At 41.3% G+C, this 15451-nt stretch carries 11 protein-coding genes and 4 pseudogenes; 14 read left to right on the top strand and 1 reads right to left on the bottom strand.

The features are described from left to right. The first annotated feature begins 28 nt into the window (after positions 1 to 28). The 3 genes and pseudogenes from pstB (PCORN_RS00810) (at position 29) to phoU (ending at position 2300) form a co-directional block, all read left to right on the top strand. Entirely contained in the window at positions 29 to 826 is a 798-nt protein-coding gene (gene pstB, locus PCORN_RS00810) for a phosphate ABC transporter ATP-binding protein PstB (RefSeq protein ID WP_036076967.1), read from the top strand. A 25-nt stretch (positions 827 to 851) separates the two neighbouring features. Then, positions 852 to 1628, top strand: a pseudogene (gene pstB, locus PCORN_RS00815) (phosphate ABC transporter ATP-binding protein PstB). A gap of 12 nt (positions 1629 to 1640) precedes the next feature. After that, a complete protein-coding gene (gene phoU, locus PCORN_RS00820; RefSeq protein WP_036076690.1) occupies positions 1641 to 2300 on the top strand; it encodes a phosphate signaling complex protein PhoU in 660 nt (219 codons plus the stop codon). 45 nt (positions 2301 to 2345) lie between these two features. Here the strand turns inward: phoU and PCORN_RS00825 are convergent, their stop codons facing one another. Next, positions 2346 to 2741, bottom strand: a complete 396-nt coding sequence (locus PCORN_RS00825) for a helix-turn-helix domain-containing protein (RefSeq protein WP_036076692.1) — start codon at positions 2739 to 2741, stop codon at positions 2346 to 2348. Positions 2742 to 2976: 235 nt separating this feature from the next. Here PCORN_RS00825 and PCORN_RS00830 point away from each other — a divergent pair. The 11 genes and pseudogenes from PCORN_RS00830 (at position 2977) to PCORN_RS00880 (ending at position 15419) form a co-directional block, all read left to right on the top strand. Beyond that, positions 2977 to 3286, top strand: a pseudogene (locus PCORN_RS00830) (ArsR/SmtB family transcription factor). 18 nt (positions 3287 to 3304) lie between these two features. After that, complete coding sequence (locus PCORN_RS00835) at positions 3305 to 5386, top strand: heavy metal translocating P-type ATPase (protein WP_036076695.1); 2082 nt, start codon at positions 3305 to 3307, stop codon at positions 5384 to 5386. 144 nt (positions 5387 to 5530) lie between these two features. Next, positions 5531 to 5914 carry a hypothetical protein gene (locus PCORN_RS00840; RefSeq protein WP_036076697.1) on the top strand — a complete coding sequence of 128 codons (384 nt, stop codon included), beginning with the start codon at positions 5531 to 5533 and terminating at the stop codon, positions 5912 to 5914. Between the two features lie 13 nt (positions 5915 to 5927). Next, complete coding sequence (locus tag PCORN_RS00845) at positions 5928 to 6578, top strand: HD domain-containing protein (RefSeq protein ID WP_036076699.1); 651 nt, start codon at positions 5928 to 5930, stop codon at positions 6576 to 6578. A 21-nt stretch (positions 6579 to 6599) separates the two neighbouring features. Further along, positions 6600 to 6842, top strand: coding sequence for a CsbA family protein (locus PCORN_RS00850; protein ID WP_036076701.1), 243 nt, complete (start codon positions 6600 to 6602; stop codon positions 6840 to 6842). Between the two features lie 165 nt (positions 6843 to 7007). After that, the gene (uvrB, locus tag PCORN_RS00855; RefSeq protein WP_036076703.1) at positions 7008 to 8984 is read left to right on the top strand and encodes an excinuclease ABC subunit UvrB; all 1977 of its coding nucleotides are present in this window, start codon (positions 7008 to 7010) and stop codon (positions 8982 to 8984) included. A 6-nt stretch (positions 8985 to 8990) separates the two neighbouring features. Then, positions 8991 to 11859, top strand: a pseudogene (gene uvrA, locus PCORN_RS00860) (excinuclease ABC subunit UvrA). Between the two features lie 381 nt (positions 11860 to 12240). Then, positions 12241 to 13469, top strand: a pseudogene (locus PCORN_RS00865) (DUF4097 family beta strand repeat-containing protein). Between the two features lie 96 nt (positions 13470 to 13565). Then, positions 13566 to 14840, top strand: a complete 1275-nt coding sequence (locus tag PCORN_RS00870) for a PspC domain-containing protein (protein WP_036076705.1) — start codon at positions 13566 to 13568, stop codon at positions 14838 to 14840. 21 nt (positions 14841 to 14861) lie between these two features. Then, positions 14862 to 15056 carry a PspC domain-containing protein gene (locus PCORN_RS00875; protein WP_036067403.1) on the top strand — a complete coding sequence of 65 codons (195 nt, stop codon included), beginning with the start codon at positions 14862 to 14864 and terminating at the stop codon, positions 15054 to 15056. Positions 15057 to 15065: 9 nt separating this feature from the next. Continuing rightward, positions 15066 to 15419, top strand: a complete 354-nt coding sequence (locus PCORN_RS00880) for a phage holin family protein (protein ID WP_036076707.1) — start codon at positions 15066 to 15068, stop codon at positions 15417 to 15419. The last annotated feature ends 32 nt before the right edge of the window (positions 15420 to 15451 follow it).

The raw sequence follows: 15451 nt of genomic DNA on the forward strand, positions 1-15451 counted from the left end.
GTTTTGTGAAATGATGGCAACTACTAATATGTCGTTCGCGATAAACCAAGAGAAAGAAATTGTAACAGCAGGCGCACCCGCGATGGCGACCAATGATTTGCATGTCTATTACGGCGACAATCATGCGATTCAAGGTGTCGATTTAGAATTCCACGAAAACCAAGTGACGGCGCTCATCGGCCCATCTGGATGTGGGAAATCGACCTACCTCCGCGCGCTCAACCGAATGAATGACGAAATCGATGGCTGCCGAATGGAAGGCGAAATTTTATATAACGGAATCAATATCAACCGAAAAGAAGTGGATTTATACAACGTCCGCAAAGAAATCGGGATGGTATTCCAAAAGCCGAATCCATTCACAAAATCGATTTTTGAAAATATTGCTTTTAGTTTGAAGCGCCACGGCATGAAAAATAAGGCCGAGCTTGCAGAACGTGTCGAGAAAAGCTTGCGTAGCGCCGCACTTTGGGATGAAGTTAAAGATGATTTAGGCAAAAGCGCCTTATCGTTATCTGGCGGACAACAACAGCGCCTGTGTATTGCCCGCGCGATTGCGATGCAGCCAGAGGTTTTGCTACTCGATGAACCAGCCTCTGCGCTAGATCCGATTTCGACGAGTAAGATTGAAGATTTAATCCATGAACTGAAGAAAAAATACACGATTATTATTGTGACGCATAATATGCAACAAGCCGCGCGTGTATCCGATCATACCGCTTTTTTCTACCTAGGAAAAGTAGTAGAAGTGACCGATACAGGAACGCTGTTTACGAACCCATCTAATAAGCAGACGCAGGATTATATTTCGGGCAATTTTGGATAATGAAAAGAGGAAAGGAGCCACCCCAATGTCAACTACAATCGACACGGAATTCGTCATCGAAACAAGAGACGTAGACCTGTTTTACGGGCAAAAACAAGCACTAAATAAGATAAGTCTAAAACTTCAAAAAAAAATCGCGTAACAGCGCTTATAGGTCCGTCTGGATGTGGAAAATCTACTTTTCTTCGCACGTTGAATCGAATGAACGATCTGATTCCAAACGTCACAATCAAAGGCGAAATCAAAGTTGCCGATGAAAACATTCAGAGTTCCAAAATAGACACAGTCAACTTGCGTAAAAAAGTCGGGATGGTGTTCCAACAACCGAACCCGTTTCCATTTTCCATCTATGATAACGTCGCTTACGGCCCAAGAACACACGGCGTCAAAAACAAGAAAAAACTTGATGAAATCGTTGAACGAAGCTTGCGACAAGCTGCACTTTGGGATGAAGTCCATGATCGCTTGCACAAATCAGCACTTGGCATGTCAGGCGGACAACAACAACGGCTCTGCATCGCTCGTGTTCTAGCGGTCCAACCAGAAGTTATCCTGATGGATGAACCGACCTCCGCGCTCGATCCGATTTCTACAGCAAAAATGGAAAATCTGATTTTAGAGTTGAAAAAAAAATTACACCATCGTTATCGTGACGCATAATATGCAACAAGCATCGCGTATTTCTGATGAGACAGCCTTTTTCCTCAACGGAGAAATCATTGAATTCACTGATACAACAACCATTTTCACGAACCCAGCAGAGCAACAAACGCAAGACTATATCTCAGGACGATTTGGATAAGGAGCGAAGCATATGCCAGTTAGAAAAATTTTTAATGAGCAGTTAAACGAGCTACACCAACACTTACTCGAGATGGGAATGCTAGTCAATGAGGCGATTTACAAAGCCGTTAAATCACTTGTTAATCGAGACCATGAACTAGCAGAAAACGTCATCGTAAGCGATCGCTCCATCAATAATATGGAATTAGCGCTAGAACAAAGATCTTTTGAACTCATTGCGCTCCAACAACCAGTAGGCATCGACCTTCGCAAAATTGTCACAGTTTTAAAAGCAAGTTCCGATTTGGAGCGAATCGGTGATCACGCTGTCAGCATCGCTAAAACAACGATCTTAGTTGGCCGAACAAAAGTCGTGAAGCCAATTCCAGAAATTCAAGAGATGGGCGATATCGTCAAAATAATGGTACATGACGTTCTAAAAGCTTATCTGGCGGAAGATGAAGAAGCAGCGCGTGAAATAGCATCGCGAGATAATGAAGTCGATAAACTCCAACGCGTGATTTATACAAAATGTATCCATTTCATGCAGGAAGATCCTGATCATTTAGAAGAAATTTCGTACTTACTCCTTGTTGCCCAGTATTTGGAGCGGATTGGTGATTATGTAACGAACGTCTGCGAATGGATTGTGTATTTGAAGAGCGGCGAAATTGAAGAGTTGAATAACTAATATATAAAAAAACTCTGTCAGCGTGATGTGACAGAGTTTTTTGTATCAATTATTTAATTTCCGAGCTTGTTTCAATGTGAATTCAAGGGAATCCATAATAAATTCCGTCGTTTCTTCCTGTAAGTACTCCCCGTTTAAATGTTGATGTTCCTCATAACGCAAATCCTCAATTATTTTCTCAATTCGTTTTGCGATATCGTTCTTTTCTTTCGTTGTGACCGGTTTATATGAGGGTTCACTATTTTGACCAATTAAATAATCTACCGAAACATCAAATAACGTTGCAATATGGCGAACCGTATCCAAATCCGGTTCTCGAATACCATACTCCCAGTTACCGTATGTAGAAGGGGCCTTCAGTCCGAGTCTTCTTGCTGTTTCGGCTTTCGACCAGCCTTGCTTTTCCCTTAAAACTGTCAATCGTCCGCTTAAATCTGGCATGCTATCACTCCTTTGTGTAAATTATATCATGATTTTGCGGATTGAGCTCTTTATTTACATAAATAAACTCATTTTCTATATAACGAAAGAAATACTTGCAATTTTATCAAATATATATTAATATATGTGTATATAAACATATATTGAAAGTTGTACCATTTAAACCTTGCTAAGTTTCCTTTTTTGGTCTATTATATGTGTATATGAACATATATGAGAATCGGAGTGATAAGATATGGAACAAAGCAAACAACTATTAGGCGAAGAAACACTTTTTGGTGTGACGCAAATTTTTAAAGCACTGGCTGATCCGACACGCGTTCAAATTTTGAACCTCGTGCAAGATCAAGAGTATTCGGTGAACGATATTGCGCGGACGCTGGGCTTCAATCAGACGACAGTTTCTCATCAATTACGCTTTTTAAAAAAATTTACGCTTAGTAAAATCAAGACGCGAAGGTACAACGATTTATTATACGCAAGACGACAACCACGTTCTGGAATTGCTCTCGCAAGCGATTAGGCACGTGGAACACACAAATTGAGAAGGGACGAGGAGGACAATGGCAGAATTCAAATTAAGCGGGCTATCCTGTGCGCACTGTGCACAAGAGATGGAAGCCGAAATGAAGCAATTGAAGCACGGTAAGGATGCGAAAGTACTCTATAACTCGGGGAAAATGGTTATTTCAAATAAGATGACGATGCCGGATGTAGAAAAAATATTGAAAAAAGAAGGCGTTTCAATCGTGCCACCAGAGGGTGATCATGACCACGACCATAGCCATGGCGACACGAAGCTCATCGTTCAGATTGCCATTTCGACGTTGTTATTCTTCGTTGCCTTTTTCACAGATAAGTACATGCCAACGTGGGGATCGTTTAGTATTTATTTTGTTGCGGCGGCACTCAGCGGATATCAAACGTTTTTCAAAGGACTCAAGAATTTATTCCGTTTGAAGTTTAACATTGATACATTGATGACGGTTGCGCTAGTTGGTGCTTTTATTATTGGGGACTGGCGCGAAGGAACCGTTGTCGCGATATTATTCGGAGTGAATGAATATTTAGAAGGTTTCGGAATGCGGCAAGCACGCAAATCGATGGCAGAATTATTGAAAGTCGTGCCCAAAACGGCGAACCTTTTAAAAGATGGTGTTGCAACGGAAGTATCAATTAATGACTTGCAAATTGGCGATATTATTTTGATAAAAGCCGGCGGAAAAGTACCGTCTGACGCTGTGATTGTTGATGGGAAAAGTTCTGTGAATGAAGCCGCGATTACTGGTGAATCGATGCCGGTAGAAAAACAAATTGGTGACGCTTTGTTCGGTGGCTCGGTCAATAACGAAGGAACGTTAAAAGCTAAAATTACTGCGGTTTACGAGGATTCATCCTTAGCTAAAATTTTGCATTTAGTAGAAGAAGCGCAAGAAACGAAAACACCGACAGAATTATTCATCGATCGTTTTGCAAAATACTACACACCGATCATTATGATATTTGCCGTGCTAGTGACTATTGTGCCACCACTTTTCTTCGGAGGAGCCTGGAGTCATTGGGTTTATGAAGGACTCGCAGTATTAATTATCGGCTGTCCATGTGCGTTAATCCTTTCCTCACCAGTTGCGATTGTATCTGGAATTACGCGCAGCGCTAAGAACGGTGTATTGATTAAGGGCGGCGTTTTCCTAGAACAACTCGCCAAGACGAAACAAATCGCGTTCGATAAAACGGGCACACTGACAGAAGGAAAACCAGTTGTCGAGAAAGAAATCGTGTATGATGAAACGGACTTTTTTCGAATTTCCAGTATGATGGAACAGAGCTCAGGGCATCCAATCGCAGCGGCAATCATCGCTCGCATTGGTGCGGTTGATACAGAAATGGACAACTTAACAACGGTTGGTGGAAAAGGACTTGTCGGCACATTCGAAGGAACACAGTATTTCTTGGGTAACGAGCAACAAATCCCAGAATCGAGTTGGACAGACGCGGCTAGAACGGATGTTAAAGCGCTGAAAGAAGCAGGCTGTACAGTCGTTATTACCGCATCAGAAAGCGCAATACTCGGCATGTTTGGCATTCAAGATGCCTTGCGCAAAGAAAGTAAACAACTTGTTACCCAGCTTCATCAAGCCGGCATGACTAATATCGTTATGCTAACTGGCGACCACGAAAAAACCGCTGAAAAAGTAGCGAAAGAAATCGGCATCGACCACTATTACGCAAGTTTATTACCAGAAGACAAGTTGACAAAAATCGGCGACCTTCAAGCCAAAAACGGCAGTATTGCGATGGTTGGCGATGGTATCAACGACTCCCCAGCCCTCGCAACCGCAGACCTCGGCATCGCGATGGGCAAAGGAACAGACAGCGCAATTGAAGTGGCAGATATCGTACTCATGCAAGATCATTTAGGAAAATTACCAATTACCGTAAAAATTGCTAAAAAAGTACGATTCGTCGTAGGCTTCAATATTGCCTTCGCGTTAGGCCTCAAAATCGTAGCGTTATTACTAGCTATAACAGGCTATCTAACCCTATGGATGGCAATCATGGCAGATATGGGCGCAACCATCGTTGTAACCATCTTCGGACTCTCCATCTTGTTCCGAAGTAAAGCTGAAAAAGAAATCAAATAAGCGAACAAAAAACAAGGAGTAGCAATGCTTCTTGTTTTTGTTGAAATAAACCGATAAACCGCATACCATCAAGTGTTTTAGGTTGCTATCAACTCGCATCCTCGTTATACTAGTAAAAAAAAGAAAACCATTTGGGGGAAGAACATGAAGCAACTATCCAATAGCAAAAAAATAATCGTTATTTTAGGCATCATAGCCCTACTCGCCGTCTCTGTTGCAGCAGTGATGTTCAACGATGACTTAACGTCTGTCATCATTATTTCCGTCGTCCAATTCATTTTGATTCAAGCAGTTTGCTATGTCGGCATTTATTCCGTTATGAAAGTTGGAGTCACGCGTGGGCACAAGTTATTCACATGGGGAATTTTGACGACACTTATTTTTATGGGACTTATCTATATTTTTGCAGCAGACAATTTCAGACAATATTCGGCGGCTATTATCGCCTTACTTGGCTTCAGTTCAGCGTTAATCATGCGGGAAGTAGAAAACACGCACCCAGATAATAAAAAACAAGAAGAACAATAAGGAGTGAAGCAAAATGGGAATCCATCAATATTTTCGTAGTTTATCTGATTTAGAGAATATTTATCGTTGTCCAGGCAAGTTCAAATACCAAGAACATTCTGTCGCGGAACATTCATTCAAAGTTACCCAAGTCGCACAGTTTCTAGGTAATGTAGAAGAACAAGCTGGACAAACCGTCAATTGGCGCGCCTTATATGAAAAAGCACTGAACCACGATTATCCAGAACTGTTCATTGGGGATATCAAAACGCCCGTCAAATATGCAACCGCAGAACTTCGCGAAATGCTGTCAGAAGTAGAAGAAACGATGACGCGAAACTTCATTAACAAGGAGATTCCGAAAGAGTTTCAAGCTATTTATCACGTTTTACTTAAAGAAGGCAAAGACGATACGCTAGAAGGACAAATTTTGGCGGTGGCAGATAAAGTAGATCTGCTTTATGAATCATTCGGCGAAATCCAGAAAGGCAACCCAGAACCAACATTCACCAAAATATATAGCGAGGCGTTAGAAACCATCTATCAATTCCGTGAAATGGCGTGTGTTCAGTACTTCTTACGTGAAATACTACCAGATCTACTCGCCGAAAAAGGTATTGAAAAAACGGATTTACCAGCTTTAACAGATGAAATCAAAGCACGCGTCTTAAAAGCGGATAGTTAAAAAAGAGGGAGAGCAAAGCCTATGTGGGATCAGCTAATTTCGGCGTTAATTTTTCCAGGTTTGTTGGTTATTACATTATCTCGAATTACGTACCAACGCTTTGTAGGTTTAGGACTCACTGTGATTTTAATAGCTGTTTCCGCTCGAATGGGTTTCACGAATACATGGTGGCTTATATGTTTAGACGCGATTTCGATGACCATTGGTTTTTTCCTAGCAACACGAATGCTTGGTAGATTGCGTCAGGCAGATAAAGAAGCGTAATGATGAAAAGGCTTTGCTTAATGGGGAGCCTTTCGTGTTACATGAATGCGAAAATATGTTCGCTTTTTGCTAGCGGATTTGGCACAATTATGATAAAATGAATACAAGTGATGAGTCTGGGATTTGCCTAGACTCACTTTCGTTTTGCTAAAGGAGGAAAAAAAGGTGAAGGATACATTTCAACTAGTTTCGAAATACACGCCACAAGGGGATCAACCGAAAGCTATCGAGAAATTGGTTGCAGGCCTTAACGATGGTATAAAACATCAAACCTTACTTGGAGCAACGGGAACAGGGAAAACGTTTACAGTTTCTAATGTGATTCAAGAAGTCAATAAACCGACGCTTGTCATCGCTCATAATAAGACGTTGGCGGGACAATTATATAGTGAATTTAAAGAGTTTTTTCCGAATAATGCAGTAGAGTATTTTGTGAGTTACTATGATTACTATCAACCGGAGGCATATGTTCCGCAAACAGATACTTTTATAGAAAAGGATTCTAGTGTAAACGATGAAATTGATAAATTACGACATTCTGCGACAGCATCTTTATTTGAACGGCGCGATGTCATTATTATAGCCAGTGTTTCCTGTATTTATGGATTGGGTTCGCCAGAAGAATATGGTGCCATGCTTGTTTCCTTGCGACCTGGAATGGAGATTAGTCGCGATCAATTGTTACGCGATTTAGTAGAGATACAGTACGATCGCAATGATATTGATTTCCAGCGCGGTCGTTTTCGTGTCCGCGGAGATGTCGTTGAGATTTTTCCAGCGTCCCGTGATGAACACTGTATGCGTGTGGAATTTTTTGGTGATGAGATTGAGCGAATTCGTGAAGTAGATGCGCTAACGGGCGAAATTATTGGGGAACGAGAACATGTATCCATTTTTCCAGCATCCCATTTTGTCACACGTCCAGATATTATGAAGAAGGCGATCGTGAATATTAAGGCAGAGCTAGAGGACCGTTTGAAAGTATTGCGTGCTGATAATAAACTACTAGAGGCGCAACGTTTGGAGCAACGTACGAACTATGATATCGAGATGATGGAAGAGATGGGCTATTGTTCAGGCGTTGAGAACTATTCGCGCCATCTAGGATTGAGAGAAGCAGGTTCCACGCCATATACGCTACTAGACTTTTTCCCTGATGATTTCCAAATAGTGATTGATGAATCCCATGTAACGATGCCACAAATTCGTGGTATGTATAATGGGGACCAAGCGCGTAAACAGATGTTAGTAGAGCATGGTTTCAGACTCCCTTCTGCTTTGGATAATCGACCACTACGCTTAGAGGAATTTGAGAAGCATGTCAATCAGATTATGTATATCTCAGCTACACCAGGACCATATGAATTGGCTTTAAACCCAGATGTTATTCAACAAATCATTCGTCCTACTGGTCTGCTCGATCCAATTATCGAAATTCGACCAATCGAAGGACAAATTGATGATTTGATAGATGAAATAAATGAACGTATTAAGAAGAATGAACGTGTCTTGATTACAACACTGACGAAGAAAATGTCAGAGGATTTGACGGATTACTTGAAAGAAACAGGTATCAAAGTACAATATCTGCATTCAGAAGTGAAGACATTAGAACGGATTGAGATTATCCGAGACCTGCGTTTAGGGATCTATGATGTTCTTGTGGGAATCAACTTGCTCCGTGAAGGAATCGATATTCCAGAGGTTTCGCTAGTCACGATTCTTGATGCTGATAAAGAAGGTTTCCTTCGCTCAGAGCGCGCTCTCGTCCAAACAATCGGTCGTGCCGCGCGTAATCAGAACGGTAAAGTTATTATGTACGCCGATAAGATGACGGATTCCATGAAATTTGCGATTAGCGAAACATCGCGTCGTCGTGAGATACAAGAGGCATATAACTTAAAGCACGGTGTGACACCGCAAACAATTATTAAAGATGTTCGAGGGGTCATTGCTGCAACAACTGCTGCTGAAACAAGAGAAGCTGAGCGCTTGAAAGATCTTAGCAAGATGAATAAGAAAGAACGAATGGCATTTATTGAAGAATTAGAACATGAAATGAAAGATGCGGCAAAAGCACTCGACTTTGAGCGTGCAGCGCAACTTCGCGATACCTTACTCGAGTTAAAAGCGGAAGGATGATTAGAGTTGGAAAAAGATAAGATTGTTATACAAGGCGCTAGAGCAACAATTTAAAAAATATTGACGTCGAAATTCCACGAGATAAGCTTGTTGTCATGACTGGCTTATCTGGTTCGGGGAAATCGTCGCTAGCTTTTGATACGATTTATGCAGAAGGACAACGACGTTACGTAGAATCGTTATCTTCTTACGCACGCCAATTTTTAGGTCAAATGGACAAACCCGATGTAGACTTAATTGAAGGTCTATCACCAGCTATATCTATTGACCAAAAGACAACGAGTCGGAATCCGCGATCGACAGTAGGTACTGTAACGGAAATTCATGATTATTTGCGATTAATGTATGCACGTGTTGGGCATCCGGTTTGCCCCAATCACGGCATTGAGATTTCATCGCAAACGATTGAACAGATGGTGGATCGTGTTTTAGAATTACCAGATAAAACGCGGATTCAAATTTTAGCACCAATTGTTTCAGGCAAGAAGGGTGCACACAAGAAGACATTAGAAGGCATCAAAAAAGAGGGTTATGTGCGCGTTCGTATCGACGGAGACATGTATGATATCGGAGACGAAATTGAACTTGAAAAAAAATAAAAAAGCATTCGATTGATATCGTCATTGACCGCATCGTTGTAAAAGAAGGCGTTACCTCCCGCTTATTTGATTCTATTGAGTCGGCATTGAGATTAGCAGATGGTTATGCTGTTGTTGATGTCATTGGTGATAAAGAATTACTGTTTAGCGAACACTATGCTTGTCCATATTGTGGTTTTTCTGTCGGTGAGTTAGAGCCAAGAATGTTCTCATTTAACAGTCCATTTGGTGCTTGTCCAACATGTGATGGTCTTGGAACTAAACTAGAAGTAGACATTGATACAGTTATTCCAGATATGAGCCTATCCCTTAACGATGGGGCTATTATTCCGTGGAAGCCAATCAGCTCTCAATACTACCCGAAAATGCTGGCAGCGGCTTGTAAAGAGTTTGCTATTGATATGGATACGCCGCTAGAAGATTTACCGAAAGAGCAGCTAGATATTATTCTGAATGGCTCGAACGGTAAAGAATTCTATTTCGAATATAAAAACGATTTTGGAATGACACGCGAAACGAATATACCGTTTGAAGGTATTATTCCCAATGTGGAGCGTCGTTATCGCGAAACAAGTTCGGATTTCACTAGAGAACAAATGGCGCAATACATGACGGATTTACCGTGCCCATCTTGTAAAGGCTATCGACTTAAAGAAGAAGCACTAGCCGTCAAAATTAATAAGACGCATCTAGGTGATGTGAGCAACTTCTCTATTATTGAAGCGTTGAACTTTTTCGATGAAGTAACACTATCTGAAAAAGAAACGCAGATTGCGAAGCCAATTTTGAAAGAAGTAAAACAACGCTTAGGATTCTTGAAGAATGTAGGATTGGATTATTTGACATTGAGCCGCGCTGCTGGAACGCTTTCAGGTGGAGAAGCACAGCGGATTCGATTAGCGACACAGATTGGTTCACGCTTAACCGGCGTATTGTATATTTTGGATGAGCCTTCGATTGGGTTGCATCAACGCGATAATGATCGACTCATTCATACACTTAAAAGCATGCGTGATATTGGTAATACACTGATTGTTGTAGAACACGATGAGGACACCATGCTTGCGGCGGACTATCTAATTGATATCGGACCAGGAGCTGGCGAGCATGGTGGGGAAGTTGTGGCTGCCGGAACCCCAGAAGAAGTGCGAAATAATAAGAATTCTATCACGGGAGCCTATTTATCTGGGAAGAAATTCATTCCGATACCTTCTGAGCGTCGCAAAGGCAGTGGCAATAAGCTAGAAGTCATTGGCGCCAAAGCAAATAATCTCAAAAATGTGAGCGCGACATTCCCGTTAGGAACTTTTACATGCGTGACAGGAGTCTCTGGGTCAGGAAAAAGCTCGCTAGTCAATGAAGTGCTACGTAAAGCTTTATCCCGACATCTTAACCGGGCACACGCGAAACCAGGGGAGCACAAAGAAATCAAAGGTATGGAGAATCTAGAGAAGATTATCGACATTGATCAATCACCAATTGGACGAACACCTCGTTCTAATCCTGCTACCTACACAGGTGTATTTGACGATATCCGTGATTTATTTGCATCGACAAACGAAGCCAAAATTCGTGGCTACAAAAAAGGTCGCTTTAGCTTCAACGTAAAAGGCGGTCGTTGTGAAGCATGTAAAGGAGACGGCATCATCAAAATAGAGATGCATTTCTTGCCTGACGTTTACGTACCATGTGAAATTTGCCACGGTAAACGCTACAACAGTGAAACATTAGATATCCGTTTTAAAGGAAAAAATATCGCAGAAGTGTTAAATATGACGGTGGAAGAAGGTTTGGACTTCTTTAAAAATCTTCCACGCATAAGCCGCAAACTGCAAACGATTGTAGACGTAGGACTCGGATATATTCGTTTGGGGCAACCGGCAACGACGCTATCAGGTGGAGAAGCGCAACGTGTGAAACTAGCCTCAGAGTTGCACAAACGCAGTAATGGTAAGTCGTTCTATATTTTAGATGAGCCAACAACAGGTTTACATGCAGATGACATCGCGCGCTTGCTCAAAGTACTACAGCGTTTGGTAGATGAAAACGGAGATACCGTTCTAGTTATCGAGCACAACTTAGATGTTATAAAACAAGCAGATCACGTCATTGACTTAGGACCAGAAGGCGGAGATGGCGGCGGCCAAATCATTGCAAAAGGTACACCAGAACAAGTCGCAAAAGTAGCCAAATCCTACACTGGTAAGTACCTAAAGCCAATTTTAACTCGCGACAAAGCTAGAATGAAAGAAAAAATAGCAAGCAAAGCAGACTAATAAACTAGAGATAAACTTGAACTAATTCCAAATAAGCCGAAGAGCGCCAATCCCTTTTTTCGGGTAGGACGTAAACTTAGCTTTACACAAATCGAGCGAAAGCGTTTGTAATGCAGGCGTTTCGTGGAAGCCGGAAGCGGAACATACCCCCGCATGTGAGAACCGGAAGTCCATGAAACGCCCGCATTGCGAACACTTGCCGCCGATTTTTTTGCGTATACACATATTCCCAAGTGCCGAAAGTCTAAAGAAATAATCATACTCTGGTTGTATGACAGAAATGCTCTTGTCCGTCATAATAGAGTTATCAGTTAGAAAACAATCGTTTATTTTACAATACTTAATGGATATCGCTATATTTCCACGAGGAGGAAAAAAAACATGGAAAACGAACGCAAACGAATTTTAGAACTAGTAAAACAAGGTATCATTCTACGGAAGAAGCACTAACGTTACTTGAGAATACTTCTAAAAAAGAAGGAAAGAGTGCAGCAGCAGAGGATATTCGTTCTTCTGAAACAGTAGAAAGTGTGCAAGAAGAAGTCGTGGAAGAAGAATATGATTATTCGCAAGGCTGGAATACGAAAGGAAATCCTTACCGTGGTGGTGCTTCTTACAAGAAACGTCCACAGCCACAACCGAAACAAAAATCAGAAGCTGGTCAAGAGAAACAACAAGATACTGGTCGCCAAATCATGGATGAGCTTTCCCAAGCAGGAGAGAAGTTCGGTAAATTCTTGAACAGCGCTTTTGAGCAAGTGAAGGATATGCCGATTCCGTTCTTGACGTCTACGAAATTAGAACGTGATTTTGTTTATCACGATACGACTTTATCGATTTTAGAGTTTGAAATTGCGAATGGTAACGTGGAATTTAAGACATGGGACAGCAATGATGTGAAGGTACACGCGAATATCAAGCTTTTCAAAGAGTATCCAGAAGAGGAAGCACTACAAATCTTCTTTGACAAAACGACATTGCGTGTGGACGAAGAGACTTTACGTTTCCAGTCACCATCGAAACAAGTGGTAACAAACTTGACGGTGTACTTGCCAGAACGCGAATATGATTATGTATCTATCAAAATTTTGAATGGTAATCTTCATATTGAAGGTTTGACAGGCCGCGACATGTTTGCCAAAACAACGAATGGTAATATCAGCGTGGGCACGTTGAATACGACGCTAACAGAGATTGAATCTATCAATGGAAATGTTCGTGTAAATAGTGGTACGGTTCGTGATTTATCGCTAAAAACATTTCATGGCAACGTTTCTGCTAAAGGTGCATTCGATTCGACTAACCTACAAACGAAAACAGGAAATATTTCATTCACATTAACAAACCATGACTCTAGCTTCTTGAAAACAAAAACAGGTGTTGGTAACATCGACGTTCAAGTGCCGAGCGAGCTAGGTGTGGACGGTAAATTGCACACGAATCTAGGTAAGATTAATCTTGGAATCTCAGATGCTGACGTGCTTGATGAAACATCGGATTCTGTAAACAAAACCATTCTTTTTACAAAATTACCAAAGTCTAACGAAGCTGTTTTGAAAATCGAAGCAGAAGCAACGACTGGTAATGTGAGAGTAAAAGATGTGAAGTAAGAAAGATTCGCTATCGCTTGGGGATATCTCATTCGAAATATTCTCTTGAGATAGCGGTTTTTATTACATATTTATAAAGGAAAGGAAGGAACAATGATGGACAAAAAATTAAGGAGATCCAGATCAGATCGTAAAATAGGCGGGGTTTTCGGTGGATTATCCGAGTATCTCGGCATTGACGCTAACATTTTACGTATAATCTATGTCGTACTTATTATTATTTCTTGGAAAACGATGATCGGGGTTATTGCTTATATTATTGCCTTGTTTCTCATTCCTTCCGAAAATACGAGTTACGATGAAGTGATTGATCGCCACAATGAAAAGATGAAAGATAAATATGATCGCCACGAAAGAAAAATGCAGTCTAAGAGTGAGCGTATCAAACAAGCACAAGCGACGCATTCTGAACGCGCCAAAGAGATGCAACAACGCCATATCGAGCGTGCTAGAGAAATGCGCGGACGCCACGGACAGCACCGCCAAAACCGTATGAACACGGAGAATAATATTCATGGAAATCAAAAAACTGCGCGACCAAGACCAATTCGTGAATTTGAGTTTAATGACACGACTTTCCGCACGATGGAACTAAAAATTGCAACTGGTGACATCATTATTCGTGCTTGGGACAAAGAAGATGTGAAGATGCGTACAGTTCTTTCCGTTCATAACAAGGCTAGAGCAGTCCAACAACTCAGCGAAGAGAAGCTATGGGATTATTTCTTCAGCCAAACAACACTTGAAATGACTAATGACCGTTTTGTTTTTGAATCTAAAAATGATGCACTGAAAACAGATGTCGTGTTGACTATTCCAAAACGTACCTATGAGCAAGTGAGAATTCAATTGTTGAACGGGAACTTGAAGTACGATGATATGGAAGTCGATGATAGTACGCTTAAAGTGCGTCACGGTGATATTAGATCGACTGGTACCGCAGGGAAATTTCTCGTTGCTAGCACGGAAGACGGTGAAATTTTATTCAAGAGTGGCAAAGTCGAAAATATTGAATTGCACACGACTAAAGGCGATGTCTCTGTGACAGGAGATTTCCAAACAACTGTTGCCGTTGCCGAAAATGGCGATGTAGGTTATATTCTACAGAATGATCAAGCGACAGCCGCAGACTTGAAGGCACCACATGGTGATATCCGCATTCAAATTCCAGCAACTTGGAATGTAGACGGGACACTTGGAACGAAACGCGAAAAAATTTATTTTGATCTAAAAAATGCAAAAGTTTGGGATGAGTCTAATAAGTCCCTTGTGTTTACACAAAATTCAGAAGAGATGAGCGTTGCGACATTGCAAGCAGCAGTGGACAATGGCATCATTAAAATTACCGAATTAGAAGAAAAACAAGTATAATCTATTTTAGGAGGAACTAACATGAGAAAATTAACGAAATCATCATCACAAAAAATGCTAGCAGGTGTATGTGGCGGAATTGCTGAATACTTCGGATGGGATGCTACGTGGGTGCGTATCGCCTATGTTTTACTATCATTGATAAGCTTCGGAACTGGAATCCTGATCTACATTATTTTAGCCATTCTTATGCCAGCTAATTCAAGTTGGGAGTGATCCAAGTAAATGCGTTGGATAGCAGGAGTTTTAATTAATGCGATATTATTTGTCGCTCTATCTGGATTCTTCGACAGTTTCCATGTAGAAGGATTTACAGGTGCGGTTATTGCAAGTTTTGTATTGGCGATTTTAAATATGTTGGTGAGACCGATTCTCCTCATTTTGACATTGCCGATTAATATCTTCACACTGGGGTTATTTACTTTCGTTGTGAACGCGATGATGCTGGAATTAACATCGTTCTTCCTAGATGCCTACATTCAAATTGACGGATTTGGGACAGCGTTACTAATCGCGCTACTGATGTCGCTTGCTAACATGGTAATTAATTCAGTGCTTTGGAGCAAAGAACCAAGATAAAATGAGACCTCGAAATAGCAGGACTTCGCTAA

The sequence above is a fragment of the Listeria cornellensis FSL F6-0969 genome (genome assembly GCF_000525855.1).
GTDB lineage: Bacteria > Bacillota > Bacilli > Lactobacillales > Listeriaceae > Listeria_A > Listeria_A cornellensis.

Excerpts from the sequence above, each read along its gene's own strand:
- pstB (WP_036076967.1), top strand. The coding sequence starts at position 29 with ATGTCGTTCGCGATAAACCAAGAGAAAGAAATTGTAACAGCAGGCGCA.
- phoU (WP_036076690.1), top strand. The coding sequence starts at position 1,641 with ATGCCAGTTAGAAAAATTTTTAATGAGCAGTTAAACGAGCTACACCAA.
- PCORN_RS00825 (WP_036076692.1), bottom strand. The coding sequence starts at position 2,741 with ATGCCAGATTTAAGCGGACGATTGACAGTTTTAAGGGAAAAGCAAGGC.
- PCORN_RS00835 (WP_036076695.1), top strand. The coding sequence starts at position 3,305 with ATGGCAGAATTCAAATTAAGCGGGCTATCCTGTGCGCACTGTGCACAA.
- PCORN_RS00840 (WP_036076697.1), top strand. The coding sequence starts at position 5,531 with ATGAAGCAACTATCCAATAGCAAAAAAATAATCGTTATTTTAGGCATC.
- PCORN_RS00845 (WP_036076699.1), top strand. The coding sequence starts at position 5,928 with ATGGGAATCCATCAATATTTTCGTAGTTTATCTGATTTAGAGAATATT.
- PCORN_RS00850 (WP_036076701.1), top strand. The coding sequence starts at position 6,600 with ATGTGGGATCAGCTAATTTCGGCGTTAATTTTTCCAGGTTTGTTGGTT.
- PCORN_RS00870 (WP_036076705.1), top strand. The coding sequence starts at position 13,566 with ATGGACAAAAAATTAAGGAGATCCAGATCAGATCGTAAAATAGGCGGG.
- PCORN_RS00875 (WP_036067403.1), top strand. The coding sequence starts at position 14,862 with ATGAGAAAATTAACGAAATCATCATCACAAAAAATGCTAGCAGGTGTA.
- PCORN_RS00880 (WP_036076707.1), top strand. The coding sequence starts at position 15,066 with ATGCGTTGGATAGCAGGAGTTTTAATTAATGCGATATTATTTGTCGCT.